The following is a 25,290-nucleotide window of genomic DNA, read 5'->3' as shown; positions in this document are numbered from 1 at the left end:
TGGGACGAAACATGGATATGGACATGGATTTATTGTTCAAAATCGCGGGTATTGGCATCATTGCCGCTTTTTTGCATACGATTTTAGAGCAATTGGGCAAAAAAGAATATGCCCAGTGGGTGACACTGTTTGGCTTTGTTTATATTTTATTTATGGCTGCCACGATTGTCGGGCAGCTGTTCGATAAAATTAAATCCGTTTTTTTATTTCAATGACAGGAGCGGTTGACCCATTGCAATTACTCATATTGCCGCCATTATACTCGTCGCTGTTTTTTTAGCCATTCTGCTTCATGAATACAATCCTGGCTTTTCAATGCTGTTTATTTTATTCACTTGCAGCATTCTGCTTTATCAATTTGCAGATGAAATGGCCAAGCTTATTGCCGCTGTTCGCAAGATGGCTGCTTATGCAGGAGTTGAAGCGCTGTATATTGAGACGGTGTTAAAAGCGGTCGGCGTGGCGTTTATTTCTGAATTTATTGCCAATATTGCAAAAGACGCGGGGCAGCAGGCGCTTGCAGCTAAAATGGAAATAGCAGGTAAGATAATTATTATGGCCCTGATTCTTCCTATTTTAACAATTCTTATCGAAACGGTTTTAAACATGCTTCCAGGGCGGTGATCCATGGGACAGATATGGCAGCCAATAATTGAACAGGCCGATTTGTCGGCGCTTGAAGAGAGATGGAGCAAATTAAAGCAGATGTACGGTCCGTTTATGCCGGAAAAAATGGACTTTAACGCAAGTAATTTTGATCTGGCCGCTTTTTTTTCGCCGGAGAACTGGCTGGCCGCTTTAAAGTCTTATGTGTTTTTTGAAATAACAGCACATGCAGAGAGCCTTGCCATTATTTTTTTGCTCTCCATTTTAGCATCGGTGTTAAAAACTGTGGGACAAGCCCTGGAAACACAAACGGTAACCAGGACAGCAGAAGCTGCTGTATTAATCCCAATTTTTATATTAGCTGCCAGTACATTTCGGCTGGCGGTTGAAACAGTATCGGCATCTGTGGAACAAATGACCGTTTTTATGATGGCGTTTATGCCTGTATTGATTGCATTGTTAACTATAAGCGGTGCAGTGGCGTCTGCTGCCTTGTTTCCGCCTATGCTTCTTTTCATGATGAATGCTTCTGGTGTTTTAATTGATCAAATTATTCTGCCCTGTCTTATCTTTTCAGTTGTTTTCAGCTTGATCAGCCTTCTGTCTGATCATTATAATGCTGATCGGATCGCAGGACTGCTGCGGACGGTCAGCGTCTCGCTTCTTAGCGCTTTTATGGCCGTTTTCCTGGCTATTTTAACAATGAGAGGAATTACTGCAGCAGCAGCAGATGGCCTGACAGTGAAAACAGCCAAGTTTATCAGTGGAACATTCGTACCGGTGGTCGGACGAATGATGGCAGATGCAGCAGATACAGCATCCGGTGCCGCTTTAATGATCCATAATACGGCTGGTGCGGCAGGGATCGGCCTGCTGATGCTGACTGCTTTGTTTCCCGTTGTAAAATTAATGGTACTCGTTGTCTTGTATAAAGCGGCAGCCGCCGTTCTGCAGCCGCTCGGTGACTCGGCTGCTGCCTCTCTTCTTGAAATTATCGGGAAAACGATGTCATTTATGCTGGCTGCTCTTGCGCTTGTTTCTTTTATGTATTTTTTATTTATGGCGGCTGTTGTGTCAGCAGGAAATGCTTCTTATATGATGAGGTGAAGCCATGCAGGCGATTTTTGACTGGCTGTCGTCTGTTCTGACCCTTCTTTTATGCGCTTCTGTGGTGGATATGCTTTTATCCGACTCGCCAATGAAAAAATATGTCAGGCTGACGGCAGGCCTCGTAATTATGGCCGCACTTGTTAAACCGCTTTTTTCAGCCGACTGGTCATTATCATTTTCAAATGAACAGAGCGCCTCAGCGTTTGACCAGGAAACAAAGCAGCAGCTGAATCAACTATCAGATGTTTCGGAGCTTGCGTCTAACACGTATGTGAACCAGCAGCTTCAGTCTGATGCGGAAACAGCTGCTGCCTCTTTTTCTTCCTGTGAAGTGCTTGACGTCCAGGCTGAAGTAAATGAAGAAGAGGTAAAAAACATTCAAGTACGCTTAAAAGGGAAATGTCAGGAAAAAGAAATTCAAAATGTTCTCGCAGAAAAGTGGAATATTGAAGAACATCATCTGAATATGGTGATGGAAAAGGAGGAACGAGGAGGTGGCTGACCGGCAATCATTTATAGCGAAATGGAAAAATGGAAAAGCAGATAAGCCGCTGAAATGGGCAGCGATCATGCTCGGGGGCGGGATCGCTCTTATGGCTCTCAGCGATTTAAATGGCTCAGAGCCCCCTGAAGAAGAAAAACCGGAACCTGTGGCGGCGGCTGAAACCGATTTGAAAAAAGACTATGAATCGGAACTCACTCGTGTGCTAAGCCAAATTGAGGGTGTCTCCAATGTCTCGGTTATCGTTAATCTCGCTTCTTCTGAACGGAATGTTTATGAAAAAAATACCGTTTCTACTAAAGGGGACAGTGAGACAACAAAAGATGAACAAATGGCGGTTGTACGGAATGGAGATGTGGAAAGCCCGGTGATGACGGAAACACGCAAGCCGGATATTCAAGGGGTATTAATTGTGGCGGAGGGTGTTGAACGTGTCCAGGTGAAAAAGCGCATGGTAGAAGCTGTCACACGTGTGCTCGGTGTACCCGTTCATCGCGTGGCTGTTATGCCGGGGAAAACAGGAGGAGAAGGTTAATGCCAAAAAAACAAACAGTCTGGTTGTTTACAATGGTCAGCTTAACAGCTGTGCTTGGGGTTTACTACGTAACAGGTCCTGAAAAGCTGCTCCCTGCATCAACGCTTGAAGAAACCATTCCTGAGCCAGCAGAAGACACAGATGTAGCTGTAGAGAATGTGGAGGAAACATCAGAGGATGAGGTTTTTGAAATGATCCGTCTTGAAGCGGAAGAAGAACGAAGCCGCTTAAAAGAAGAATTGACAGCAAAAGTGGCATCCGCTGAATTATCCCCTGAAGAGAAGGATAAAGCCTACACAAGCATGCAGGAGCTGGACGAGCTGGCCTCAAGTGAACGGATGCTCGAAACTGTCATTAAATCAAAGGGCTATGAAGATGCGCTCGTCCGGACCATTGAAGGAGAAGTACGGATTACCGTTAAAGCAGACAGCCATTCCACTGAAGAAGCTAATGAGCTGATCCGCCTGGCAAAGGAAGAAATGGGCGATAAAATGCCTGTTTCAGTGGAATTCGAGCCTTTTAAATAAAAAAACAACCCGCTTTTTGCAAAGCGGGCTTATTTCATTTTCGTTCTATATTTGCTAATTGAAGAAAAAAAGATAAAATGGGGAAAGGAGCTTTTTTTCTGTACAAAAACAGCTCATCTATTTATTTCCTAAAAGGGGTGCTGGATACATGAAAGTGCAAGAAATTAGAGAATTGATCAAATTAGTTGATCAATCAGGAATTGATGAATTCGTATTCGAGTCAGCTGGAAGCAAGCTGAAAATGAAAAAATCATCAGGAACAACAACATACGCTGCAGCACCGGAAGCACCAAAGGCGGCTGTCCAAGGCGCGCCCGCCGTCCAGGAGCAAAATGCACCGGCTGTGCAGGAAGCGCCGGCACCGGAAGCGCCAAAAGCAGCCGCTGACAACACGAACCTACATAAAATTACTTCTCCAATGGTAGGTACATTCTATCAGTCACCTTCGCCAGATACAGATGCGTATGTAAAACCTGGCTCCAAAATTCGTTCAGACTCCGTAGTCTGTATCGTTGAAGCGATGAAGCTGTTTAACGAAATTGAAGCAGAGGTGGACGGCGAAATTATCGAAATTCTTGTGAAAGATGGCCAGCTGGTTGAGTACGGCCAGCCGCTTTTCCTAGTGAAACCGGAATAAAGGAGAATTTACGATGATTAAAAAAGTATTAATTGCAAACCGAGGCGAAATTGCCGTTCGAATTATAAGGGCCTGTAAAGAGCTTGGGATCGAAACAGTAGCCGTTTTCTCGGAAGCTGACCGTGAAGCGCTTCATGTACAGCTAGCGGATGAAGCATACTGTATCGGACCAACAGCTTCAAAAGACAGCTATTTAAATTTCACGAATATCGTCAGCGTGGCTAAACTGACAGAATCAGATGCCATTCACCCCGGCTACGGGTTTTTGGCTGAAAATGCAAGTTTTGCTGAGCTATGCCGTGAATGCAATATCATTTTCATTGGTCCATCGCCGGAAGCCATTACACAAATGGGTACAAAAGATGTGGCCCGCGATACGATGGAAGAAGCAGGGGTACCCATTGTCCCGGGGTCAGACGGTATTATTAAAGACATAGAAGAAGGCCTGTCAGTGGCTGCGCAAATTGGCTACCCGGTTATCATTAAAGCAACGGCTGGAGGCGGCGGAAAAGGCATCCGCGTGGCCCGCAATGAAGCAGAGCTTGAAAAAGGCGTTACAATGACACAGCAGGAAGCAGCAACGGCTTTTGGCAACCCCGGTGTTTATCTTGAAAAGTTCATTGAAGACTTCCGCCATGTTGAAATTCAAGTAATGGCGGATACTCATGGCAATGTGATTCATCTTGGTGAGCGGGATTGCACTATTCAGCGGCGCATGCAAAAGCTGCTTGAGGAAACGCCGTCTCCTGCACTGAATGAAAAAATCAGAGGCGAGATGGGTGAAGCAGCTGTAAAAGCAGCCAAAGCGGTTGATTATACAGGTGCAGGCACGGTAGAATTTATTTATGATGCCGGTGCGGGCATGTTTTATTTTATGGAAATGAACACTCGCATCCAGGTAGAGCACCCGGTAACGGAAATGGTGACAGGCGTGGACTTAATAAAAGAGCAAATCCGTGTCGCTTCTGGCGAAGTGCTTTCTATCAAACAAGAAGATGTCAATTTTGACGGCTGGGCCATTGAATGCAGAATCAATGCGGAAAATCCCGAGAAAAACTTCATGCCCTCTGCAGGAAGAGTAGAAGGATATCTGCCGCCGGGAGGGTTTGGTGTCCGTGTGGACTCCGCTGTTTATCCAGGTTATATGATTCCGCCATATTACGACTCAATGGTTGCGAAATTAATTGTCCACGGGAAAACAAGAGAAGAAGCGATTGCCCGCATGAAGCGTGCGCTTTCGGAATTTGTAGTAGAAGGTGTTTATACCACGGTCCCATTCCATCAAAAACTGCTGGATCATGATGTATTTGTTAGTGGAGACTTTAATACAAAGTTTCTGGAAATGTATGATGTAATGAAAGCCTAATTCTAATTCGGAGGTGCATAGTATGTCAGAGCAGCAATCTGTGAGTCAAGTACTTGAAATGAGCAATGGAGAAGGCGGCCACGGCCGAATTGAAATTGCCCCGGAAGTAATTGAGGTTATTGCTGGTATCGCCGCATCAGAAGTAGACGGTGTAGAAAAAATGCGCGGCAGCTTTGCGGCCGGGGTGGCAGAACGCCTTGGCAAAAAAAATCACGGAAAAGGCGTCCGTGTTGATTTAACAGAAGACGGCATTAAAGTCGATGTGTACTGTGTTGTGAAATTTGGTGTTTCGATTCCTCGCGTGGCAAAGCTTATTCAAGAAGGAATCCGCCAGACTCTTTTAAACATGACTGCTTTGGAAGCAGACGAAGTGAATATTCATATTGTCGGCATTCAATTTGATACAAAGCAGCCTGAACCAGAATACGAGGACGAAGTATAATGAATAAAAACGCTCTGGCAATGCCGGGGCGTTTTTTCTCATGTTTTCGGCAAAGCTTTTTTATGCTATGATCAAAAAGGCATTAAATACAAAGGAGCAATCGAATGAATAGACGTACGGCACGGGAAAAGGGTATACAGGCCCTTTATCAAATGGATGTAAGCGGAGCGGAGTCAGCGGAAGCCATCGCGAATGTGTTAGAAGACAGCGAAGGTGACAGCCGTTATTTACATGAAATTGTCGCGGGTGTAGAAAAGCACTGGGATGAAATCGATACAATTATCAAAAACAATTTGGAAAAATGGTCGTTTGACCGCCTGGCGAAAGTCGACCGGAACATTTTGCGCCTCGCTGTATATGAGATGAACTATTCAGAAGATGTTCCGGGCAAGGTAGCCGTAAATGAAGCAATTGAACTGGCGAAATATTTTAGTGATGAACGTGCCGGGAAATTTATTAATGGTGTTTTATCCAAAATTAATCAATCAATGGACTAAGTGAGGAGTTTTTTTCATGACAGCAGCTATTATTGACGGAAAAGCAATTGCAAAGGATATTCGCGCAGAGCTGAAAGAGGAAATCGAAGAGCTGAAAGCGGCTGGCACTACTCCGGGACTGGCAGTAGTAATTGTCGGGGAGGATCCGGCCTCTCACACGTATGTAAACAGCAAGGAAAAAAGCAGCAAGGAAATTGGCATTCACTCGGAGGTTTATCGTTTTCCAGCAGATCTTACCGAAGAAGCACTTTTGCAAAAAGTGGAAGAGTTGAATAACGACAAGAACATTCATGGCATTCTGGTACAGCTGCCGCTTCCTAAGCATATTTCTGAAGACAAAGTGATTGATGCCATCTCTCCTGAAAAAGATGTAGACGGTTTTCACCCGGTAAATGTCGGCAAGTTAGTAATTGGCAAAGATACCTTTTACTCATGTACACCATACGGCATTATGAAAATGCTGGAGAAAGAAAATATTTCGCTCGAAGGCAGGCATGTTGTTGTTATTGGGCGCAGTAATATTGTCGGCAAGCCGGCTGCACTGCTGTCATTAATGAATAATGCAACGGTAACAATCTGCCATTCGCGCACAAAGAATTTAAAAGAAGTAACCCGCCAGGCGGATGTTGTCATCGCCGCAGTAGGAATTCCGAATTATGTAACAGCTGATCATCTCAAGCCGGGTGCAATTGTCATTGACGTCGGCATCAACAGAAATGAAGACGGCAAGCTGTGCGGTGATGTGGACTTTAACAGTGCGAAAGAAACCGCAGGAGCCATTACCCCGGTGCCCGGCGGAGTGGGGCCGATGACGATTACCATGCTTCTATACAATACAGTGAAATCGGCCAGAGCATTCGCAGCGAAATAATTTCATAGCAGATGAATGAAACTGTCTTTTCGGTCGTGTTATAATCGAAAAGACAGTTTTTTTATGAATATGATAGAGCTTCAAGCGTGTTACAGCGACAAAAAATGTGGCCGGGCAGCATTTTTGTGAAAGAGAAAAACGAGCGCTCCGCCCATTTTTTGCAAGGGAAAAGGTGAGAAAATGGAAGCTAATCAGCATTTAACCGTTAAAGCGTTAACGAAATACATAAAGCGTAAATTTGATGCAGATCCGCATTTGAAGCAGGCAGCTGTAAAAGGAGAGCTTTCAAATGTAAAGCACCATTCAAGCGGGCATTTGTATTTTACTTTAAAGGATGACCATGCCCGTATTATGGCCGTCATGTTTGCTGCTTCTGCAAAGTCTTTAACATTTCGTCCGGAAAATGGCATGGAAGTCATTTTAACGGGAGATGTGACAGTATATGAGTCAAGCGGACAGTACCAGATTTATGTAAAAACGATGCAGCAGGATGGCGCCGGCAATTTATTTGCCGCGTTTGAGCAATTGAAAAAAAAGCTTGAGCAGGAAGGCCTGTTTCGGCCGGAAGCAAAACGGCCTATTCCAGCGTATCCTGCTTCGATTGCCGTTATTACTTCGCCAACCGGCGCAGCCATTCGGGATATTTTAACAACGATTAACCGCCGTTATCCTTCCGTAGAGGTGCTTATTTATCCAGCGCTGGTTCAAGGAGACCGTGCCGCTGCGTCGATAGTGGGCCAGCTGCGAAAAGTGAATGAAGAGAAGCGTGCGGATGTTATCATCGCCGGACGCGGCGGAGGTTCAATCGAAGAGCTGTGGGCTTTTAATGAGGAAGCGGTCGCGAGGGCCATACGTTCTTCTGCTATCCCGGTTATCTCGGCTGTCGGGCACGAAACGGATTTTACGATTGCTGATTTTGCAGCCGACTTGCGGGCGCCGACTCCAACGGCCGCTGCTGAGATGGCGGTTCCGCATATTGAAGAGGTATCGGAACGAATCAGGGCAAAAGAAAAGCGCCTTATGCGCGCGGCTTCAGAAAAAATCCGTTCTTCGAGAAACCGGCACCAGGCTGTTTTAAACAGCTATATCATGCGGAATCCGCAGGCTCTTTACCGACAGCAGTTTGAGCGTGCCGATCGTGTGCATGAACAGCTGATTTATCATACAAAGTTACTGGTGGACCGGAAAAAAACAGCTGTTCAGCATGCGTCTTCCCGTCTTTTACGTACAGGTCCCGGTCCGCGTATTGAATTTGAAGCGGCCCAGCTTGAAAAAGTAAAAAAACACCTTTATCGGCTGGCTCAGTCGACGATAAATGAAAAAAGATCGGCTTTTCAGCAGAATACAGCTATGCTTGATGCTCTCAGCCCGCTAAAAGTGATGGAAAGAGGGTACAGTCTTATATACAGCGATAACGAAACCATTGTCAAAACCGTTCATGATGTGAAAAAAGATGACCGCATTCGTATACAGATGACTGATGGGACTATTTATGCCCATGTCGATTCAATAGGGGGAAAGAAAGATGGAAATTAAAAATATGAGCTTCGAACAGGCAATGGAGCAGCTGGAAAAAATCACGGCGCGTTTGGAAGAAGGCGATGTGCCGCTGGAAGAAGCGCTCGAAGAATACAAGCGCGGCATGGAGCTGTCGGCTTTATGCCACAGTAAGCTGAAAAAAGCGGAAACCGAACTGGCCAGGCTCGTAACAAATGATGGAGACCAGCCATTCCGCCTGGATGGTGAAGATGTATGACAGACTTAAAAAAATACATGAACGAGAAGCTGCAATTATTTGAACCGTACATGATTGAGCATGTTAATGCTATGCAGGCGCCGGACATTTTAAAAGAAGCGATGATCTACTCGCTGAAGGCAGGAGGCAAGCGTATCCGCCCCATGCTTTTGTTTGCTGCTCTTGAAACGTATGGGCAAAAAGCAGAGATGGGGCTTGATGCCGCCTGTGCACTGGAAATGATTCATACATACTCACTGATTCATGATGATCTGCCCGCTATGGATGATGATGATCTGCGGCGCGGAAAGCCGACAAATCATAAAGTGTTCGGAGAAGCAACTGCCATTTTAGCAGGCGATGCATTATTAACCTATGCATTTGAAATTATCGCCCGCTCCAGTCATTATTCACCGGACCAGTGTGTTCAGTTGATTCGCATGCTCGCATTTGCGGCAGGACCGGCCGGAATGGTGGGAGGGCAGGTAGCCGATATGGAAGGAGAGAAGAAAGCACTTACGCTTTCTGAGCTTGAATACATCCATCGTCATAAAACAGGACGCCTGCTTGCCTTCAGCGTAATGGCGGGCGCCCTAATTGGCGGGGCAGACCAGGAGGAGACAGAGCTGCTTGAAATGTATGCCCGCCATATTGGCCTGGCTTTTCAAATCCGCGATGACATTTTAGATGTGGAAGGAACAGAAGAAGAGCTCGGCAAGCCGGTCGGCAGTGATGAATCAAACCAGAAAAGTACATATCCGGCTTTATTAACAATGGGCGGTGCGAAGGAAAAGCTGGCTCAAGAGCTTGAAGAGGCATTCCGCGCCCTTCGCTTATTAAAAAGGCCGGCTCCGCTTTTAGAAGCGTTTGCTGATTTGATTGCAAAACGCACGTCGTAAAATGCCGGAAATTGTTAGCCCCATTAGCGTGTGCTATAATAACGGTACATTTTAACCAAAACTGAAACAGTCAGGAAAGTGAGCTGATCCACTTGGATCTATTATCCATTAAAGACCCGTCTTTTGTGAAAAAAATGAATGTACATGAAATGGAGCGGCTGAGTGCAGAAATCCGTAAATTCCTCATTGAGAAATTGTCTGTAACAGGCGGGCATATTGGGCCTAATCTTGGGGTTGTTGAATTAACTGTTGCGCTTCATCATTGCTTCACGAGCCCGAAAGACAAATTTTTGTTTGATGTCGGGCATCAGTCTTATGTTCATAAGATTTTAACAGGCCGGGCAGATAAATTTGACACACTGCGCCAGTATAAAGGACTTTGTGGATTTCCAAAAATGAATGAAAGTGAACACGATGTATGGGAAACGGGGCATAGTTCCACTTCTTTATCTGCTGCGATGGGTATGGCGATTGCCCGCGACTTGAAAAAGTCAGACGATCATGTTGTTCCAATCATTGGAGATGGAGCGCTTACCGGCGGAATGGCGCTCGAAGCACTCAATCATATTGGCCATGAAAAAACGAATATGATCGTTATTTTAAATGATAATGAAATGTCTATCGCTCCGAATGTCGGCGCCATGCACAATATGCTCGGCCGGATGAGAACAGGCGGCAAATACAATAAGCTGAAAGATGAGCTTGAGCTGTTATTAAAGCGAATTCCGGCTGTAGGCGGCAGAGTAGCTTCGACAGCTGAGCGGCTAAAAGACAGCTTGAAATATATGTTCGTTCCGGGCATGTTCTTTGAAGAATTCGGTTTTACGTATCTCGGTCCAATTGATGGGCATAATCTTGATGATTTAATTCAAAGCTTGGAGCAGGCAAAGCGGACGGAAGGACCGGTACTTGTTCATGTAATTACGAAAAAAGGAAAAGGGTACAAGCCTGCTGAAACAGACAAGGTAGGCTCCTGGCACGGGACAGGTCCATACAAAATGGACACCGGCGATATGATTAAAGGGACAAATGAACCGCCTGCCTGGAGTGCCGTTGTGAGTGAAACGGTACGCGAGATTGCCCGGACCGATGAGCGTATCGTCGCCATTACACCGGCGATGCCGGTCGGCTCTAAACTGCTCGGGTTTGCGGGTGAGTTTCCGGACCGTATGTTTGATGTGGGAATTGCGGAGCAGCATGCTGCAACCGTTGCAGCAGGACTCGCAACACAGGGCATGAAGCCTTTTTTAGCGATTTACTCGACTTTCCTGCAGCGTGCATACGACCAGGTTGTGCATGACATTTGCCGGCCAAATTTAAATGTATTTATCGGTATTGACCGTGCCGGCCTTGTTGGGGCGGATGGTGAAACGCACCAGGGTGTTTTTGATATTGCGTTTCTTCGCCACTTGCCGAATATGGTCTTAATGATGCCAAAAGATGAAAATGAAGGGCGCCACATGGTTAATACAGCCATTCAATATGATGCCGGCCCTATTGCGATGCGCTTTCCACGCGGCAATGGACTTGGTGTTGAAATAGATCCAGAGCTTGGTGTAATCCCCATTGGTTCGTGGGAGATATTAAAAGAAGGAACAGATGCAGCGATTTTAACCTTTGGCACAACGATTCCAATGGCGCTTGAAGCAGCGGAAGAGCTTGAAGGACGGGGCATCAGCGTAAAAGTGGTAAATGCCCGCTTTATTAAGCCGCTTGACCATGCAATGCTGGATGAATTGTTTGGACAAAATATGCCTGTATTAACGATTGAAGAAGCCGTCCTTGAGGGAGGATTCGGAAGTGCAGTTCTTGAATATGCGCATGAATCCGCTTATTATGATGCTGTTATTGACCGGATGGGAATCCCAGATAAGTTTATTGAGCATGGCAGTGTCACAAAGCTTCTTGAAGATATTCATTTGACGAAGGAAGAAGCTGTTCGCAAACTGGCAGCGCTTGTTCGGGAAAAGCAAGAGGAACGTGCATAACGATGGCAAAAAAAGAACGAGTTGATGTGCTTCTGGTTGAAAAAGGATTAATGGAAACACGTGAAAAAGCGAAGCGTGCCGTTATGGCCGGTATTGTGTACTCCAATGAAGAAAGAATTGATAAGCCGGGAGAAAAAATTCCAACGGATGCCCCTCTTGAAATCAAAGGGAAAACCATGCCGTATGTAAGCCGCGGGGGGCTGAAGCTTGAAAAAGCCCTGCAAGTATTTGATCTTACGGTCCAGGACAAAATATTAATCGATATTGGTGCTTCAACGGGCGGTTTTACAGACTGTGCTCTTCAAAATGGGGCGAAAATGTCTTACGCGCTGGATGTTGGCTACAATCAGCTGGCCTGGAAGCTTCGCCAGGATGAGCGGGTTATAGTCATGGAGCGGACGAATTTCCGGTATGTGACACCGGCCGATTTACAGCAGGGAATGCCGGATTTGGCAGTGATTGATGTTTCATTTATTTCTTTGTCGCTGATTTTGCCGGTTTTACGTACGCTTCTTGTACCGGGAGCGGACGTGATGGCGCTTGTTAAGCCTCAATTTGAAGCAGGACGTGAGCAGGTGGGTAAAAAAGGCATTGTACGAGATCCTGCCGTACACCGGGCTGTTATCGAAAAGGTTGTCCAGCTTGCTTTGGAACTTGGCTACGATGCTGTGAATCTTTCTCATTCTCCAATTACCGGCGGTGATGGAAATATTGAGTTTTTGCTGCATATCCGCTGGACAGGAAGCGAACAAAACGGGGAAAGTAAGCTGCCGATGACACCGGATCAGGCTGTAAGGACAGCGCATGAAGAATTCAATCAAAAAAGCTAACTGCCTCAGCTTAAGAAAAAGCGGCCGATTCCGTCTATATAAATGGGAACGTGCCGCTTTTTCTATACTTTTCATGATAAAAACAGTATGATAATGTATAGTTAAGTATAATTATACATTATGAGGTGACAAACATGAATAAAGGACAACGACATATAAAAATTAGAGAAATGATTGCAAATAATGAAATTGAGACGCAGGATGAGCTTGTCGATTTACTGCGTAACGCAGGCTATAATGTGACCCAGGCAACCATTTCGCGCGATATTAAAGAACTTCATCTTGTAAAAGTGCCGTTGATGGATGGCCGTTATAAATACAGCTTGCCCGCTGACCAGCGCTTTAATCCGTTGCAGAAGTTAAAAAGGTCTCTGGTGGACAGCTTTGTCAGCATTGACTCTGCCGGTCATTTTGTCGTTATGAAAACATTGCCGGGTAACGCCCAGGCAGTGGGAGCACTTATTGATAACCTGGACTGGGAAGAAATTATGGGAACGATTTGCGGTGACGATACATGCCTGCTTATTTGCCGGGCCCCCGAGCAAACCGAGGCGGTATCAGCCCGCTTTTTAGAAATGCTTTAATAAGGATGTGACAATTTTGCTTCAGGAATTATCAATTCGCCATTTTGCCATTATTGATTCGCTCGCCCTCTCATTTGAACGGGGGCTGACCGTTCTGACAGGTGAAACAGGAGCCGGCAAATCAATTATTATCGATGCGCTTCAACTCTTAACGGGAGGAAGAGGTTCGGGTGAATTTGTCCGCCATGGTGAAAAAAAAGCTGAAATTGAAGGGATGTTTTCTATTCACAGCAATCATCCCTGTATTCCCGTCTGCCGGGAATTTGGCATTGATGTGGACGAAGAAGCCATCATTTTGCGCCGGGAAATTTCAGCGGCAGGCAAAAGTGTATGTCGGATAAACGGGAAAATGGTTACTTTGTCGATTTTACGGGAAATTGGTGCCCGGCTCATTGATATTCATGGGCAGCATGAACACCAGGAGTTAATGAATGCGGCTGCTCATATTCGGCTTCTTGATGATTTTGGCGGTATCCCCATCGCAAAAGCGAAACAGCAATATGAGGAAGTGTACGAACGCTATGCACACCTGGAGTCTGAAATCCGCCGTTTAAGTGAAAATGATCAGCATCTGGCACACCGGCTGGATTTAATTCAATTTCAGCTCAATGAAATTGAAAAAGCCGCCCTGGTGCCCGGAGAAGAAGAGAAGCTTGAAGCGGAGCGGCAGCAGCTGGCGAACTTTGAAAAATTATACGGAGCTTTATCTGAAGCATACAATGCTTTATCAGGTGAAGGAAGAGCGTTAGACTGGCTCGGTTTGGGCATTAATGGACTTGAATCCGCAGCTGATATCAATGAAGAATACAAACCCCTTCATGAATCGGCTGCCAATAGCTTCTATGTGCTTGAAGATGCGGTACGCGATGTCGGCTCGCTTTTAGATACACTTGAATTTAATCCGGAGCGCCTGAATGAAATTCAAGGCCGCCTCAATGAAATCAGCCAGCTGAAGCGCAAGTATGGAGCAACGATCGATGAAATTTTGGAATATGGCGAGTCAATAGCAAAAGAAATTGATCAGCTTACTCATCGCGACACTCATGTTACCCGCCTTCAAAAAGAGCTGGAGGAAGTGAAAATCGAGGTCCAGACTGAAGGAGAAAAACTCTCTTCTCTCCGCAGTGAATCGGCCTCACAGCTTGAAGAAGCCATTCATCGTGAGTTAAAAGAGCTATACATGGAAAAAACGGTGTTTAATGTGCATGTCCAAAATGAATCGGGACACTTTAAAAAAGACGGTATAGACCAAATTGAATTTTATATGTCCACAAACCCGGGAGAGCCGTTAAAGCCGCTTGTGAAAATTGCTTCCGGCGGTGAAATGTCCCGAGTGATGCTGGCGATGAAAACGATTTTCTCACGCCACCAGGGGATTACTTCTATTATTTTTGATGAAGTGGACACAGGTGTCAGCGGCCGGGTTGCCCAGGCAATTGGCGAGAAAATATACAAAGTTGCCGTTCATTCACAGGTGCTGTGTATTTCCCACCTGCCCCAGGTAGCGGCTATGTCAGATACCCATTTGTACATCCAAAAAAATCTCGAAGGTGCACGAACAAGCACCACGGTAACACCGCTTAGTGAAGAAGAGAAAGTAGCGGAAATCGGGCGGATGATTTCAGGTGTAGAAATGACAGATTTAACAAAAGAGCATGCCAGAGAGCTGCTTTCTTTATCCGCAAAAATTAAACATTCGGCTGTTTGAAAAGCCATCCATCTAGCCCCCTAATTACCGTCATAATAACACTTCCCTCCGGACAAAGTAACAACGCAGGATGAAAAGGAGGGAGTGGGATGGCGGTATTGAATCGGGGTTTTTTTTCATTTTTGCTTTTATTCACCATATGGACTGCAGGCGGAACAGCTGCTCTGGCAGAACAATCAGAAACAGAACTGCTGCGGTCAGCGGGTTTTCCGCCGGTGCAGGAACAGCGGGAACGGATTTTTGTCGTTCCGGGGGGCCAATCGGTTGGTGTACAGCTTGAAACAAAAGGGCTTTACGTAGTGGGCTTTCATTTTATTGAAACCGATACAGATCGTATTTCGCCAGGAGAAGAGGCCGGCCTGCTGCCAGGAGATGTTATTACCCATATAAACGGACATAAAGTAACGGAGCCCCAGGCAATCCGGCCATATGTAAAAAAAGCAGCTGACCAGCACAAGAAGCTCAAGCTTACAGTGCTGCGGGGTAAAAAAACACTGAGTCTTTCCGTAAAACCAGTGAAAGATACAGGAACAAATATTTCGAAACTCGGCCTTTATATTAAAAATAAAACAGCGGGAATTGGAACACTGACCTTTTATGAACCGAAAACCAAAAAATTCGGTGCGCTTGGCCATGTGATCAGTGATTTGCAGTCAGGCAAACCGTTTGCGCCAATAAAAGGCACTCTTTATCCAGCCCGGATTACCGGGATCAAAAAAGCAGATGAAGGGGTTCCAGGTGAGAAAACAGCCGATATTCCAATGGGGAAAAAATGGGGAGAAGTTACATCAAACACTCCATTTGGCTTGTTTGGCAAATTAGAGAGTGATCTTGATGGAGCTAAAATATATCCGGCAGCCCATCCCGATGAAGTCAAAGAAGGGCCGGCGCAAATATGGACCGTTACAAAGGATAACAAGATTGAGACATATAATATTTCCATCACCCGGACGGTTGAACAGACGAAACCGGCAATTAAAGGAATGATTATTAAGATGACCGATCCCCGCCTTATCAATAAAACAGGCGGAATTGTCCAGGGCATGAGCGGCAGTCCGATCTTGCAGAATGGGCGGATAATTGGAGCTGTAACTCATGTTTTCGTAAATGATCCGTTGTCGGGATATGGTGTTCATATTGACTGGATGTTAAAAGATGCAGGGTTGTTATAGAGCGCAATTGCGCTCTTTTTTGGTGAAAATTTGTGAAAAGAAAGTCGAAAAATGACATAAAAACAGATAAAATAAATATTTTGAATTTTTTAAAGGAATTCATTTCGCTTTGTCGAAAAAACCATTAGAATAACTTTTAAGGATGAGAAATGAGGAGGAAATGATTTGAGTGAAATAAAGGTAGCAATTGCGGATGATAACCGGCAGCTTGTAAAGCTGCTTGAAGAAGTAGTAACAAGCCAGGAGGATATGACAGTTGCCGGCACGGCTTTTAACGGCCAGGAATGTCTGGCGATGCTGCCGGAAATAGAAATGGATGTACTTATTTTAGATATCATTATGCCGCATATGGATGGACTGGCAGTGCTTGAACGGCTGCGGACAGGCGGTGATAAGCAGCCGCATGTTATTATGCTGACGGCTTTTGGACAGGAAGATGTAACAAAAAAAGCAGTTGAATTAGGCGCTTCTTACTTTATGCTGAAGCCGTTCGATATGGAAAGCCTGATCAGCCAGATCCGGCAGGTAGCCGGCGCGGAACAGCCAATGCGCCATGTGGAACGCAAGGAAGAGCCTAAAAAACAAAAGAAAAACATTGATGCCAGTATTACAGCGGTGATTCATGAAATCGGAGTTCCCGCGCACATTAAAGGATATCTGTATTTACGGGAAGCTATTACAATGGTGTTTAATGACATTGAATTGCTTGGATCCATTACGAAAGTGCTTTATCCGGAAATTGCCCGTAAATACAATACAACTCCGAGCCGGGTAGAACGGGCCATCCGCCATGCTATTGAAGTAGCCTGGAGCCGCGGAAATATGGAATCAATTGCTGCTTTATTCGGATATACAGTTTCTGTTTCCAAAGCAAAGCCGACTAACTCAGAGTTCATCGCTATGGTAGCGGATAAGCTTCGCATTGAATACATGGCATCATAACCAGTGAAAAATAATAAATGCGGTCCGGCTGTCGTTAAGAAATCAGCAAAAAATAATTTTTAAATCCATAACTATTTTTTAGCAGGGCCAATGAACCGTTTATTCGTTGGTCTCTTTCTTTTTTTTAAGCGGTGAAAAAAGCTTTATTTAACAAATATCAAAATGTGTAAAATTCAAAAAAGTGGAAGCAGGATTGATGAAAAGTCAAGATTCACTGCATGAGTGTCGAAATAATTAAGTTCTTTTTAAATAAAAAAGCAATCCCGCCGTGAGATCACTTTTCCTTTTTATTTTGAAATTTTGGCTGTACTTTATTTTGCTTGCGGTCCCGCCTGAAAATAAAACCGGCCACAAAGCCAAGACCGCCCACAAATAAAAGCAGGCCGGCAATAAACTGTATCCATAAAGCCGGGAAAGGCTCCTGTAAAATTCCAAACAGCATGTCCCTCATTAGTTTAATCCCCACTCCAGCTAAAAAACCGGGAATAACAAGGATCATTAGCGCAATAATCCGGATCATCAATTCAACCCTTCTTTCAAAAAATCTTCCCTCCCACATCATAGCGCAACCGCTTTATTTGTCAAGAACAGGTTATAGCATGAAAAAAACAACGAAAATATAGCTTATTACATGACATAGTTTTAAAAACCGTATACAATGATAAAGGAATTATAAACAAGGGAGCGAAAAACATGGCAAAAACATATGACCTTGTCATTTTAGGCGGGGGAATTGGCGGCTATACCGCCGCTATCCGGGCAGCGCAGCTTGGACTAAAAACAGCCATCATTGAAAAAGAGAAGCTGGGAGGAACCTGTCTCCATAAAGGCTGTATTCCAACAAAAGCATTGCTTAGAAGCGCTGAGGTCTACCGGACAGTAAAAGAGGCGGCAGCGTACGGAGTAGAAGCAGGCCAGGCAGAGCTCCATTTTTCCCGTGTTCAAGCAAGAAAAGATAAAATAGTACATACATTGTATAATGGCGTACGGTCACTGATCAAAAAAGGAGATATTGATTTATTTGAGGGAACTGGACGGCTGATGGGCCCTTCTTTATTTTCTCCAACGGCCGGAGCAGTCTCGGTAGAAATGAACGACGGAACAGAAAACATTATGATTGTACCGAAGTATGTAATCATTGCGACTGGTTCAAGACCGAAAAGCCTTGCAGGGCTGCAGCCTGATGGAAGCTTGATTTTATCTTCGAATGAAGCGCTTGAAATAAAAGACATACCTGCCTCTATTATTATTGTAGGGGGTGGTGTTATTGGAATCGAATGGGCATCTATGCTTGCAGACTTTGGCAGTAATGTTTCTATTCTGGAATATGGACAGCGGATTTTGCCGTCTGAAGACGAAACCATCTCAAAAGAAATGGAACGCCAGCTTCAAAAGCGGGGAGTTCAAATTGTTGTAAATGCGGAAATCGTTCCGGATAAGATTGTAAAGCAGCCGGGTGCCGTTTCAATAGAAACAGCAGATGGAAAAACATTTACTGCTGAGAAAGTACTGGTTGCGGCAGGCCGCACAGCGAACATTGAACAAATTGGACTTGAAAATGCAGAGATTAAAGTTGAAAATGGTTTTATACAAGTAAATGAATGGATGCAGACGAATGAACCGCATATTTATGCGGTTGGAGATGTAATTGGCGGCCTTCAGCTGGCGCATGTGGCTTCATATGAAGGAAAAACAGCTGTGGAGCATATGGCAGGGAAAGCAGGTGAGGCGGTTGATTATTCTGCTGTCCCGCGCTGTATTTACTCGCATCCAGAAGCGGCAAGTGCCGGAATGACGGAGCAGCAGGCCGTTTCAGAAGGGATAGACATTAAGGTCGGCCAGTTTCCATTTCAAGCCGCGGGCAAGGCACTTGTATATGGCGAAGCAGAAGGCTTTGTTAAAGTTATTGCAGATGCCCGGACAGATGACGTGCTGGGCATACATATCATTGGCCCTCATGCAACAGAGCTTATCGCGGAGGCAGCCCTTGCACGCATGCTGAACGCATCAGGCTGGGAACTTGGAACGATGATTCATCCGCATCCCTCTTTATCGGAAGCCGTTGGGGAAGCGGCCCTTATGATGGATGGAAAAGCGATTCACTTTTGAAAGGAGCCAGTTTAATGGAACAAAAGCATAAAGAAGCGGGGCTGACAGATGAAGACGTTGTTAATATGTATGAAACAATGCTTCTGGCACGCCGCTTAGATGAAAGAATGTGGCTGTTGAACCGATCAGGAAAAATTCCGTTTGTTGTTTCAGGCCAGGGGCAGGAAGCAGCACAAATCGGTGCGGCTTTTGCCCTGAATCGAGACCAGGATTACATATTGCCGTATTACCGCGATTTTGGTATGGTCCTTGCATTTGGCATGACCGTTAAAGAGTTAATGCTTGCCTCTTTTGCAAAAGCGGAAGACCCGAATTCGGGCGGCCGGCAGATGCCGGGACATTTCGGACAGCGGAAAAATCGGATTGTAACGGGTTCTTCACCTGTTACTACACAGGTGCCGCATGCGGTTGGCATTGCGCTTGCTGCGAAGATGGATAAGAAACCGATTGTCTCTCTTGTCACATTTGGAGAAGGCTCTTCGAATCAGGGCGATTTTCATGAAGGAGCTAATTTTGCGGGCGTGCACAAGCTGCCGGTTCTTTTTCTATGTGAAAATAATCAGTACGCCATTTCTGTGCCGTTAAATAAGCAAATTGCTTCTCCTCACGTTTCTGACCGGGCGGCCGGCTATGGAATGCCGGGATACACCATTGACGGAAATGACCCGATCGCTGTGTACCAATGCGTAAAAGAAGCAGCTGATCGGGCGCGGGAAGGCGGAGGACCGGCGTTAATTGAAACACTTGTTTACCGACTGACTCCGCATACATCGGATGATGATGACCGCTCCTACCGGACTGCAGAAGAGGTGAAAGAAGCCAGGACCCGTGATCCGCTTGATTCTTTCCGTCTGTATGTAAAAGGAGCAGGATTGCTCACGGACGAACGGGAAAAACAGCTGGAAACAGAAATAGCAGATATGATTAACGAGGCAACGGAGTACGCGGAGCAAGCCCCTTATGCAAGTCCCGAGTCCGCGCTTCAGTTTGTTTACAATGAAGCGGCAGAGGAGGAAAATGCATAATGGCTGTTATTTCATATATCGAGGCAGTAACAATGGCACTGCGTGAAGAAATGGAACGAGATCCGCATGTGTTTATTCTTGGAGAAGACGTCGGCAAAAAAGGCGGTGTTTTCAAGGCGACCGATGGCCTTTATGCACAATTTGGCGAAGACCGGGTGCTCGATACACCGCTTGCGGAATCTGCCATCGCAGGAGTTGCGATCGGCGCCTCTATGGCTGGAAAGCGGCCGGTTGCGGAAATGCAGTTTGCCGATTTTATTATGCCGGCTGTAAACCAGATTATTTCGGAAGCGGCCCGTATCCGCTACCGCTCCAACAACGATTGGCACTGTCCCATTGTGATTCGCGCACCATATGGAGGCGGCATTCACGGTGCTTTATATCATTCGCAGTCGGTTGAAGCGATTTTTGCAAATCAGCCTGGCTTAAAAATTGTCATGCCATCAACGCCATATGATGTAAAAGGGCTGTTAAAGGCAGCAATTCGTGATGAAGATCCGGTGTTGTTTTTTGAGCATAAAAAAGCGTACCGCTCGATTAAGGGAGAGGTGCCGGAAGATGATTATGTGCTGCCGATCGGCAAAGCAGATGTAAAGCGCAAAGGAGAAGATATAACGGTTATTACGTATGGCCTTTGTGTTCATTTTGCCCTGCAGGCTGCCGGAAAGCTTGCACAGGAGGGAATCGACACAGAAGTAGTGGATCTGCGGACTGTTTACCCGCTTGATAAGGAAACCATTATCGAATCAGCTTCAAAAACAGGCAAGGTGCTTCTTATTACAGAAGATAATAAAGAAGGCAGCGTTATGAGTGAAGTCTCCGCTATTATTGCCGAGCACTGCCTGTTTGATCTGGATGCTCCGATCAAAAGGCTTGCGGGCCCGGACGTGCCGGCGATGCCGTACGCACTGCCGATGGAAAAATATTTTATGATGAATCCTGAAAAAGTAGAGAAAGCGATGCGCGATCTCGCTGAATTTTAACAGGGAATAGGAGGCGCATCATGGCGATTCAACAAATGAAAATGCCAAAGCTCGGCGAAAGTGTAACAGAAGGGATGATTACAAAGTGGCTTGTTGCACCGGGGGATTATGTGAATAAATACGATCCTATTGCCGAGGTGCTCACAGACAAAGTAACAGCTGATATCCCTTCTTCTTTCGCGGGTACCATTAAAGAAATAGTAGCGAATGAAAATGAGCAGATGGCTGTCGGTGCTATTATTTGCACGATTGAAACAGCAGATGCCGAGAACACGCCAAAAGCAGCAATGGAACCAAAAGCAGCAAGCAGCACAAAAGAAGCTCCAGAAGATCAAAGCGGACGCTATTCACCTGCCGTATTGAAGCTTTCACAGCTTCATCAAATCGACCTTTTGTCTGTTAAAGGCACAGGAAAAGGCGGCCGGATTACCCGGAAGGATGTACAGCAGCAGATTGACTTAAAGCAGGAAGAAACGCAGAAGCAGCCAGAAGCTGTTTTGGCGCCGGCTGTCCAAGCGCCTGAGGCAGGTAATGGTGATATCATCGTACCGGTTGATGGAATTAAACAAACGGTTGCGGCTAATATGGTGAAAACAAAGCAGGAAGTGCCGCATGCCTGGATGATGATAGAAGTGGATGTAACGAATCTAGTCCGTTACCGTGATTCAATCAAAGACTCCTTTAAAAAAGCGGAAGGCTACAGCGTTACGTATTTTTCTTTTTTCGTAAAAGCAGTGGCAAGAGCGCTTAAGGAGTTTCCGGAAATGAATGCGATGTGGGCAGGCGACCATATTGTCCGCAAAAAAGATATTCATGTTTCTATTGCAGTTGCCGCAGAAGATAAGCTGTTTGTACCGGTCATTAAATGGGCTGATGAAAAGTCAATTAAAGGTATTGCCAGAGAAGTAAATGACCTGGCGAAAAAAGCGCGTACCGGCACGCTCACGAAAGAAGATGTCAGCGGCGGAACGTTTACTGTCAACAATACCGGCTCGTTTGGCTCTGTTCAGTCAATGGGAATTATCAATTATCCACAGGCTGCTATTTTACAGGTAGAATCCATTGTGAAACGGCCGGTTATCATTGATGGAATGATCGCAGTGCGCGATATGGTCAACCTGTGTCTGTCGCTTGACCACCGTGTGCTGGACGGATTGATTTGCGGCCGGTTTATGCAGCGTGTGAAAGAATTGCTTGAAGCAGCATCCGAGGACACGATGCCGGTTTATTAAAAGCGCAAGCCGGGGACCATACATCAACGATAGGGATTTCTTCCTTTTAACAAGAGAAAAAAAAACAAATCCTGCTGTTTCTTACCCGGATCAGCGCTGTTCTTCTGCACTTTTTAAAAAGGATTTGTTATATAGATTGTTTCACAGCATAAATGACCAATTTATAAATTTTCTGTCCGGAAATTCTTTAAAAACGAATGAAACGGCTCTTGACAAGTTTGTTTTTCAACACTGTGAAAAGAAGCTGGGACATAACTAAATTGACCATTCTTAAAGCCGAGTAACCTTTAGTTTAATGAAGCGATATCAAATAAAAACCCAAACTATTGCGAAATTCTAAATTAGAATTCCGCTTGATAGTTCGGGTTTTTATTTGGCTGAAATACTTTTGCTCCTGCCTCTTTAGCTTATTTAAACAGTCCGGCAATGCTGTCGACAACTGATTGTAAGAAATCAATAATTGATTGAAGGAAGCCCTGGCCTTCTTCTGAGTTTTTAAAGCTGTCCCATTGCTCTTTAGCTTTGTCGATTTGCGAATTCACCTGGTCCCAGTTAATGTCAAGGTTTTGCATTTTGTCAAACAAGGCCGCAAGCTGGTTTTTCTGCGCCTCGGTCAGCGTAATATTTAACTCATTGGAGATATTGTTAATAATCACCTGGATTTCTTGAACAGTCTGAGGATTTTGCGCCGCAACCTCTTCTTTAATCCGCTCAATTAAATTAGTCGCTTCCTCTTTGCCGATTTCATCTCCAAGCTTGGCGGTAGTGACCATTTCTTCATTGGCCACCTGCTTTTGCTCTTCCGGGATTTCTTCGCCCGTTGTGGTTTCATAAGCTTTAATAATTCCGGTTAAAGCAGCCGTCCCCGATACTTCAAATGGAGCAGTAATATAAATGTCGGCATCTTTTACACTCGCAGTTGTTAGAGCATTCGTATACATTTCTTTTGATACCCACGTAATATTTTTCGTTTCTACATTTAAACCAGAGCCGGATTCGGCTGTTGTAATTTTACTGGATGAAATGGCTTTTGTGCCAATTTGCGCTTTTGGAATATAGTCACCTAAGTATTGATGTTCCTCTGCATTAGATACCGTAATTGTTTCAGTGTCTTGCGGGACGTTCATCTCTTCAAGCAGCTGCTCTTTTTGCGCCGGCGTTAAATTTTCGCCAAGTGTTACAATGATGTCACCGGGGGTGCTGTCCGCAGATACGGCTGTTCCAAAGCTAAAGACGGCAATCCCGAGCAGGCTAAGTAATTTTTTCATAATCTCTCTCCTGAATAAAAAATTAGCTTATCTGCCAGTGAGACAAGCTAATAATAGAATAGCATGGACACAATATTTTTTCACGTTTTGTCCGGTATACGTTGATTGATCCTTGCATTCTGTATTACAATGAATAAAAGCTGATTTTGAAAATTTTACAATTGTAACCGATTTCAAAAAAGGGGTGGGTGCTTTGAGGAAAGAGGCGTTTCCGCCGGTTTCACTCAAGGATTGGGAATTGGCTGCAGAGGCATCGTTAAAAGGAAAGCCTATGTCAAGTCTTGCAGAAAGAACAGCTGAAGGGATTGAACTAAAGCCGCTTTACACAAATGCGGACCGCACGGCAGTAACTTCATTGCCCGGGGAAGCGCCATTCACAAGAGGATTTCATCGTATGCCAGTGTTTCCAAAAGGGAACGTGGCGCTCGGGCTTGATCCTATTTCAGCGGGTGCAGCAGCCGGTATTATGCCGCCGGATTCTGCTCTTAAGGTAATACATAGTGAACAAGTATTGACGATTAATACGGCTCCGTACCATTTAGGAGGAGCGAATGCAGTGCAGGAGCTTGCTCTGGCTCTTGCGGAAGCTGCCCATCATATGAGAATTGCCGAAGATAAAAGCGGAGCGGCTTCTAAATGCCTGCTTCATTTTGCAGCCGGGCCTGTGTTTTTTACCGAGCTGGCAAAGCTGCGCGCGTTTAAACCGCTCTGGAGAGCTTTTACACAGGCGTTTGGGCTGGACGAAGAGATAAAGCCGCTGATCAGCGTGGAAACGAGTAATGCAATGATGTCAATCGTTGACCCGCACGTTAACATTTTGCGGGCAGGCAGCGCCGCTTTTTCTGCAGTTATTGGCAGTGTGGATTATCTGTCTGTAAAGCCATTTGATCAAGTAACCGGCCGGGTGACAGCTTTATCAAGCCGAATTTCCGAAAACATTCCGAGAATACTAAAGCATGAGGCGCTCCTGGACAAAGTAATGGACCCCGCCGGAGGCTCTTATTATGTGGAAGCCCTTACAAGTGAAATCGGCCGCCGTGCCTGGGATTGGTTTGCAGACATTGAAGAAGCAGGAGGAATTCGGGCTGCCTTAACATCGGGCATGATCCAGAAAGAAATCCGGCAGGTCCGTTTGCAAAGAGAACAGCAGCTGGCGGTGCGGGGGCAGATAATGGTCGGAGCAAATATGTACGCAAATCCAGCGGAACAGGTACCTCCTCCGCCAAAAAAACCGGCCGGGCTGCAGCTGGATGGCGAGCCAATTACACCAGTGAAACAACAAAGAGCGGCAGAGCCATTTGAATCACTTCGAATTCGCGCCATGCACCTGTTACAAACCGGACAGTCGGTTGAAGCGGGCTTGATCTGTTTCGGAGAGCTAAGGCAGTTTAAAATCCGGGCTGATTATGCAGAAGGAGTGCTGGCGGCTGCGGGAATTAAAGCAGTGCGTTCTAAACCGTGCAATACTCTTGAGGAAGCGCGTTTATTTATCCAGCGCTTAAAGCTGCCTTACTACTGTATTTGCGGGCCGGACGAAATATATGAACAGCTCGGGGAATCATTCGCTGCCGCCTTAAAAAAAGCGGCAGGCAGCGCAGTAATTGATATCGCTGGACTATGGGAAAGAGCCGGGGCGGATGGACGGATCGCCTCCGGAGATAACCTTGTTGAAAAGCTGGCGAAGGTGCTTTCAGTATACGAAGGGAGTGCTGCGGTGTGACG

27 protein-coding genes are annotated in these 25,290 nt (G+C 45.6%); 25 read left to right on the top strand and 2 right to left on the bottom strand.

The features are described from left to right. Positions 1-11 precede the first annotated feature (11 nt). The 20 genes from spoIIIAC (at position 12) to spo0A (ending at position 16,951) form a co-directional block, all read left to right on the top strand. The gene (gene spoIIIAC, locus VP98_RS03045) at positions 12-215 is read left to right on the top strand and encodes a stage III sporulation protein AC (RefSeq protein ID WP_046173807.1); all 204 of its coding nucleotides are present in this window, start codon (positions 12-14) and stop codon (positions 213-215) included. 100 nt (positions 216-315) lie between these two features. Next, the gene (locus VP98_RS03040) at positions 316-624 is read left to right on the top strand and encodes a SpoIIIAC/SpoIIIAD family protein (RefSeq protein ID WP_046173806.1); all 309 of its coding nucleotides are present in this window, start codon (positions 316-318) and stop codon (positions 622-624) included. Positions 625-627: 3 nt separating this feature from the next. Continuing rightward, positions 628-1,713, top strand: a complete 1,086-nt coding sequence (spoIIIAE, locus tag VP98_RS03035) for a stage III sporulation protein AE (RefSeq protein ID WP_052712110.1) — start codon at positions 628-630, stop codon at positions 1,711-1,713. Positions 1,714-1,717: 4 nt separating this feature from the next. Beyond that, entirely contained in the window at positions 1,718-2,218 is a 501-nt protein-coding gene (locus VP98_RS03030) for a stage III sporulation protein AF (RefSeq protein WP_046173805.1), read from the top strand. After that, positions 2,211-2,753 (top strand): hypothetical protein, encoded by a 543-nt coding sequence (locus tag VP98_RS03025; RefSeq protein ID WP_052712109.1) that lies wholly within the window; start codon positions 2,211-2,213, stop codon positions 2,751-2,753. Before VP98_RS03030 ends, VP98_RS03025 begins: the two co-directional genes overlap by 8 nt. Continuing rightward, a complete protein-coding gene (locus VP98_RS03020) occupies positions 2,753-3,280 on the top strand; it encodes a SpoIIIAH-like family protein (protein ID WP_046173804.1) in 528 nt (175 codons plus the stop codon). The genes VP98_RS03025 and VP98_RS03020 overlap by 1 nt, the downstream gene beginning before the upstream one ends. A 148-nt stretch (positions 3,281-3,428) precedes the next feature. Then, the gene (gene accB / locus VP98_RS03015; RefSeq protein WP_046173803.1) at positions 3,429-3,917 is read left to right on the top strand and encodes an acetyl-CoA carboxylase biotin carboxyl carrier protein; all 489 of its coding nucleotides are present in this window, start codon (positions 3,429-3,431) and stop codon (positions 3,915-3,917) included. Between the two features lie 13 nt (positions 3,918-3,930). Beyond that, positions 3,931-5,283 (top strand): acetyl-CoA carboxylase biotin carboxylase subunit, encoded by a 1,353-nt coding sequence (gene accC, locus VP98_RS03010; RefSeq protein ID WP_046173802.1) that lies wholly within the window; start codon positions 3,931-3,933, stop codon positions 5,281-5,283. Positions 5,284-5,305: 22 nt separating this feature from the next. After that, positions 5,306-5,725, top strand: a complete 420-nt coding sequence (locus tag VP98_RS03005) for an Asp23/Gls24 family envelope stress response protein (protein WP_046173801.1) — start codon at positions 5,306-5,308, stop codon at positions 5,723-5,725. 104 nt (positions 5,726-5,829) lie between these two features. Beyond that, positions 5,830-6,222: a transcription antitermination factor NusB gene (nusB, locus tag VP98_RS03000; RefSeq protein WP_046173800.1), complete on the top strand. Its 393-nt coding sequence runs from the start codon at positions 5,830-5,832 to the stop codon at positions 6,220-6,222. A gap of 16 nt (positions 6,223-6,238) precedes the next feature. After that, the gene (gene folD / locus VP98_RS02995; protein ID WP_046173799.1) at positions 6,239-7,093 is read left to right on the top strand and encodes a bifunctional methylenetetrahydrofolate dehydrogenase/methenyltetrahydrofolate cyclohydrolase FolD; all 855 of its coding nucleotides are present in this window, start codon (positions 6,239-6,241) and stop codon (positions 7,091-7,093) included. Between the two features lie 180 nt (positions 7,094-7,273). Then, positions 7,274-8,629 carry an exodeoxyribonuclease VII large subunit gene (gene xseA / locus VP98_RS02990; RefSeq protein WP_046173798.1) on the top strand — a complete coding sequence of 452 codons (1,356 nt, stop codon included), beginning with the start codon at positions 7,274-7,276 and terminating at the stop codon, positions 8,627-8,629. Continuing rightward, positions 8,619-8,849: an exodeoxyribonuclease VII small subunit gene (xseB, locus tag VP98_RS02985; protein WP_046173797.1), complete on the top strand. Its 231-nt coding sequence runs from the start codon at positions 8,619-8,621 to the stop codon at positions 8,847-8,849. The genes xseA and xseB overlap by 11 nt, the downstream gene beginning before the upstream one ends. Beyond that, positions 8,846-9,727, top strand: coding sequence for a polyprenyl synthetase family protein (locus VP98_RS02980; protein ID WP_046173796.1), 882 nt, complete (start codon positions 8,846-8,848; stop codon positions 9,725-9,727). Before xseB ends, VP98_RS02980 begins: the two co-directional genes overlap by 4 nt. A 92-nt stretch (positions 9,728-9,819) precedes the next feature. Beyond that, complete coding sequence (gene dxs, locus VP98_RS02975) at positions 9,820-11,715, top strand: 1-deoxy-D-xylulose-5-phosphate synthase (RefSeq protein WP_046173795.1); 1,896 nt, start codon at positions 9,820-9,822, stop codon at positions 11,713-11,715. Positions 11,716-11,717: 2 nt separating this feature from the next. Beyond that, on the top strand, positions 11,718-12,545 hold the full coding sequence (locus tag VP98_RS02970; RefSeq protein ID WP_046173794.1) for a TlyA family RNA methyltransferase: 828 nt from the start codon (positions 11,718-11,720) through the stop codon (positions 12,543-12,545). A 134-nt stretch (positions 12,546-12,679) separates the two neighbouring features. Continuing rightward, on the top strand, positions 12,680-13,129 hold the full coding sequence (gene ahrC / locus VP98_RS02965) for a transcriptional regulator AhrC/ArgR (RefSeq protein ID WP_046173793.1): 450 nt from the start codon (positions 12,680-12,682) through the stop codon (positions 13,127-13,129). A gap of 16 nt (positions 13,130-13,145) precedes the next feature. Continuing rightward, positions 13,146-14,837: a DNA repair protein RecN gene (gene recN / locus VP98_RS02960; RefSeq protein WP_046173792.1), complete on the top strand. Its 1,692-nt coding sequence runs from the start codon at positions 13,146-13,148 to the stop codon at positions 14,835-14,837. Positions 14,838-14,926: 89 nt separating this feature from the next. Continuing rightward, the gene (spoIVB, locus tag VP98_RS02955) at positions 14,927-16,009 is read left to right on the top strand and encodes a SpoIVB peptidase (RefSeq protein ID WP_052712108.1); all 1,083 of its coding nucleotides are present in this window, start codon (positions 14,927-14,929) and stop codon (positions 16,007-16,009) included. 165 nt (positions 16,010-16,174) lie between these two features. Next, a complete protein-coding gene (gene spo0A, locus VP98_RS02950; RefSeq protein ID WP_046173791.1) occupies positions 16,175-16,951 on the top strand; it encodes a sporulation transcription factor Spo0A in 777 nt (258 codons plus the stop codon). Between the two features lie 274 nt (positions 16,952-17,225). On the opposite strand, the gene VP98_RS02945 is transcribed toward spo0A, so the two are convergent. Then, entirely contained in the window at positions 17,226-17,471 is a 246-nt protein-coding gene (locus VP98_RS02945; RefSeq protein ID WP_046173790.1) for a DUF2627 domain-containing protein, read from the bottom strand. Positions 17,472-17,644: 173 nt separating this feature from the next. Here VP98_RS02945 and lpdA point away from each other — a divergent pair, with 173 nt between their 5' ends. The 4 genes from lpdA to VP98_RS02925 are packed head-to-tail and all read left to right on the top strand — an operon-like array spanning position 17,645 to position 22,300. Next, positions 17,645-19,060 (top strand): dihydrolipoyl dehydrogenase, encoded by a 1,416-nt coding sequence (gene lpdA / locus VP98_RS02940; protein WP_046173789.1) that lies wholly within the window; start codon positions 17,645-17,647, stop codon positions 19,058-19,060. 14 nt (positions 19,061-19,074) lie between these two features. Beyond that, positions 19,075-20,085 carry a thiamine pyrophosphate-dependent dehydrogenase E1 component subunit alpha gene (locus tag VP98_RS02935; RefSeq protein WP_046173788.1) on the top strand — a complete coding sequence of 337 codons (1,011 nt, stop codon included), beginning with the start codon at positions 19,075-19,077 and terminating at the stop codon, positions 20,083-20,085. Continuing rightward, positions 20,085-21,068 carry an alpha-ketoacid dehydrogenase subunit beta gene (locus tag VP98_RS02930; protein ID WP_046173787.1) on the top strand — a complete coding sequence of 328 codons (984 nt, stop codon included), beginning with the start codon at positions 20,085-20,087 and terminating at the stop codon, positions 21,066-21,068. Before VP98_RS02935 ends, VP98_RS02930 begins: the two co-directional genes overlap by 1 nt. 20 nt (positions 21,069-21,088) lie before the next feature. After that, positions 21,089-22,300: a dihydrolipoamide acetyltransferase family protein gene (locus tag VP98_RS02925; RefSeq protein ID WP_046173786.1), complete on the top strand. Its 1,212-nt coding sequence runs from the start codon at positions 21,089-21,091 to the stop codon at positions 22,298-22,300. Between the two features lie 407 nt (positions 22,301-22,707). Here VP98_RS02925 and VP98_RS02920 read toward each other — a convergent pair whose 3' ends face one another. Then, a complete protein-coding gene (locus VP98_RS02920; RefSeq protein WP_156151293.1) occupies positions 22,708-23,571 on the bottom strand; it encodes a DUF1002 domain-containing protein in 864 nt (287 codons plus the stop codon). A 190-nt stretch (positions 23,572-23,761) separates the two neighbouring features. Here VP98_RS02920 and VP98_RS02915 point away from each other — a divergent pair, with 190 nt between their 5' ends. Next, entirely contained in the window at positions 23,762-25,288 is a 1,527-nt protein-coding gene (locus tag VP98_RS02915) for a methylmalonyl-CoA mutase family protein (protein WP_052712107.1), read from the top strand. The last annotated feature ends 2 nt before the right edge of the window (positions 25,289-25,290 follow it).

This window comes from Domibacillus indicus, assembly GCF_000970685.1.
Lineage (GTDB): Bacteria > Bacillota > Bacilli > Bacillales > Domibacillaceae > Domibacillus > Domibacillus indicus.
Note: the sequence above shows the minus strand (reverse complement) of the source record. Positions and strands in the feature narration are given on the sequence as shown.

What these genes read in the sequence shown, in the direction of transcription:
- spoIVB (WP_052712108.1), top strand. Translation starts at nt 14,927, where the DNA reads ATGGCGGTATTGAATCGGGGTTTTTTTTCATTTTTGCTTTTATTCACC.
- folD (WP_046173799.1), top strand. Translation starts at nt 6,239, where the DNA reads ATGACAGCAGCTATTATTGACGGAAAAGCAATTGCAAAGGATATTCGC.
- xseA (WP_046173798.1), top strand. Translation starts at nt 7,274, where the DNA reads ATGGAAGCTAATCAGCATTTAACCGTTAAAGCGTTAACGAAATACATA.
- nusB (WP_046173800.1), top strand. Translation starts at nt 5,830, where the DNA reads ATGAATAGACGTACGGCACGGGAAAAGGGTATACAGGCCCTTTATCAA.
- VP98_RS02925 (WP_046173786.1), top strand. Translation starts at nt 21,089, where the DNA reads ATGGCGATTCAACAAATGAAAATGCCAAAGCTCGGCGAAAGTGTAACA.
- spoIIIAC (WP_046173807.1), top strand. Translation starts at nt 12, where the DNA reads ATGGATATGGACATGGATTTATTGTTCAAAATCGCGGGTATTGGCATC.
- VP98_RS02930 (WP_046173787.1), top strand. Translation starts at nt 20,085, where the DNA reads ATGGCTGTTATTTCATATATCGAGGCAGTAACAATGGCACTGCGTGAA.
- xseB (WP_046173797.1), top strand. Translation starts at nt 8,619, where the DNA reads ATGGAAATTAAAAATATGAGCTTCGAACAGGCAATGGAGCAGCTGGAA.
- VP98_RS02970 (WP_046173794.1), top strand. Translation starts at nt 11,718, where the DNA reads ATGGCAAAAAAAGAACGAGTTGATGTGCTTCTGGTTGAAAAAGGATTA.
- VP98_RS02935 (WP_046173788.1), top strand. Translation starts at nt 19,075, where the DNA reads ATGGAACAAAAGCATAAAGAAGCGGGGCTGACAGATGAAGACGTTGTT.
- VP98_RS02945 (WP_046173790.1), bottom strand. Translation starts at nt 17,471, where the DNA reads ATGATCCGGATTATTGCGCTAATGATCCTTGTTATTCCCGGTTTTTTA.
- lpdA (WP_046173789.1), top strand. Translation starts at nt 17,645, where the DNA reads ATGGCAAAAACATATGACCTTGTCATTTTAGGCGGGGGAATTGGCGGC.
- VP98_RS03020 (WP_046173804.1), top strand. Translation starts at nt 2,753, where the DNA reads ATGCCAAAAAAACAAACAGTCTGGTTGTTTACAATGGTCAGCTTAACA.
- accC (WP_046173802.1), top strand. Translation starts at nt 3,931, where the DNA reads ATGATTAAAAAAGTATTAATTGCAAACCGAGGCGAAATTGCCGTTCGA.
- VP98_RS03005 (WP_046173801.1), top strand. Translation starts at nt 5,306, where the DNA reads ATGTCAGAGCAGCAATCTGTGAGTCAAGTACTTGAAATGAGCAATGGA.
- VP98_RS02980 (WP_046173796.1), top strand. Translation starts at nt 8,846, where the DNA reads ATGACAGACTTAAAAAAATACATGAACGAGAAGCTGCAATTATTTGAA.
- VP98_RS03030 (WP_046173805.1), top strand. Translation starts at nt 1,718, where the DNA reads ATGCAGGCGATTTTTGACTGGCTGTCGTCTGTTCTGACCCTTCTTTTA.
- ahrC (WP_046173793.1), top strand. Translation starts at nt 12,680, where the DNA reads ATGAATAAAGGACAACGACATATAAAAATTAGAGAAATGATTGCAAAT.
- accB (WP_046173803.1), top strand. Translation starts at nt 3,429, where the DNA reads ATGAAAGTGCAAGAAATTAGAGAATTGATCAAATTAGTTGATCAATCA.
- spoIIIAE (WP_052712110.1), top strand. Translation starts at nt 628, where the DNA reads ATGGGACAGATATGGCAGCCAATAATTGAACAGGCCGATTTGTCGGCG.
- VP98_RS03040 (WP_046173806.1), top strand. Translation starts at nt 316, where the DNA reads ATGCTGTTTATTTTATTCACTTGCAGCATTCTGCTTTATCAATTTGCA.